Genomic DNA, 623 nt, shown 5'->3' with positions numbered 1-623 from the left:
ACAGACTATGTGTGAGGTACTCAATCTTTCCAGAAGTACATACTATCAATTCCAAAAGAAAGAGCACTCTCCACGTCATAAAGAGAACCAACTGATTACAAAGAGAATGATTGAAATTTATCAGGATAGCAAGGGACGTTATGGTGCTCCCAAGATTCATTATCTTTTGAATAGAGAAGGCTTTTCTATTAGCCAGAAAAAAGTGCAACGATTAATGATTAAGGCCGATATTCGATCCATTACGCGTAAGAAATTCCGCCCACAAGGAAGCAAAGACAGAGTTATGGAGAGACCTAATCTACTTCAGCAAGATTTTAAAACAACATCTATTAACGAGAAATGGGTAGCAGATATTACGTATATTCATACTCTTCGAGATGGTTGGTGTTATTTGGCATCCGTTCTTGATCTACATTCTAAAAAAATCATAGGGTACTCTTTTTCACGTCATATGACAGTGGATGTAGTTTTGCATGCATTAAAAAACGCCTATGATACTCAAAAACCCGCAAGGGATTTGGTACTTCATACTGATTTAGGTGCCCAATATACAAGCAAGGATTTCACGCAATATGTTAAGCAACTTCACATTGTTCACTCATTTAGCAGAAAGGGCTGTCCCT

General features: G+C 37.6%; 1 protein-coding gene. It reads left to right on the top strand.

Annotation, left to right across the window (positions count from 1 at the left end):
• Positions 1-623: IS3 family transposase (locus O0550_RS24040; protein ID WP_258427426.1), on the top strand; the 623-nt coding region annotated here is incomplete at both ends.

It is taken from the genome of Brevibacillus halotolerans, from assembly GCF_026891775.1.
In the GTDB taxonomy this organism is placed as follows: domain Bacteria; phylum Bacillota; class Bacilli; order Brevibacillales; family Brevibacillaceae; genus Brevibacillus_B; species Brevibacillus_B halotolerans.
This window is presented reverse-complemented; position numbering and strand designations above follow the sequence as displayed.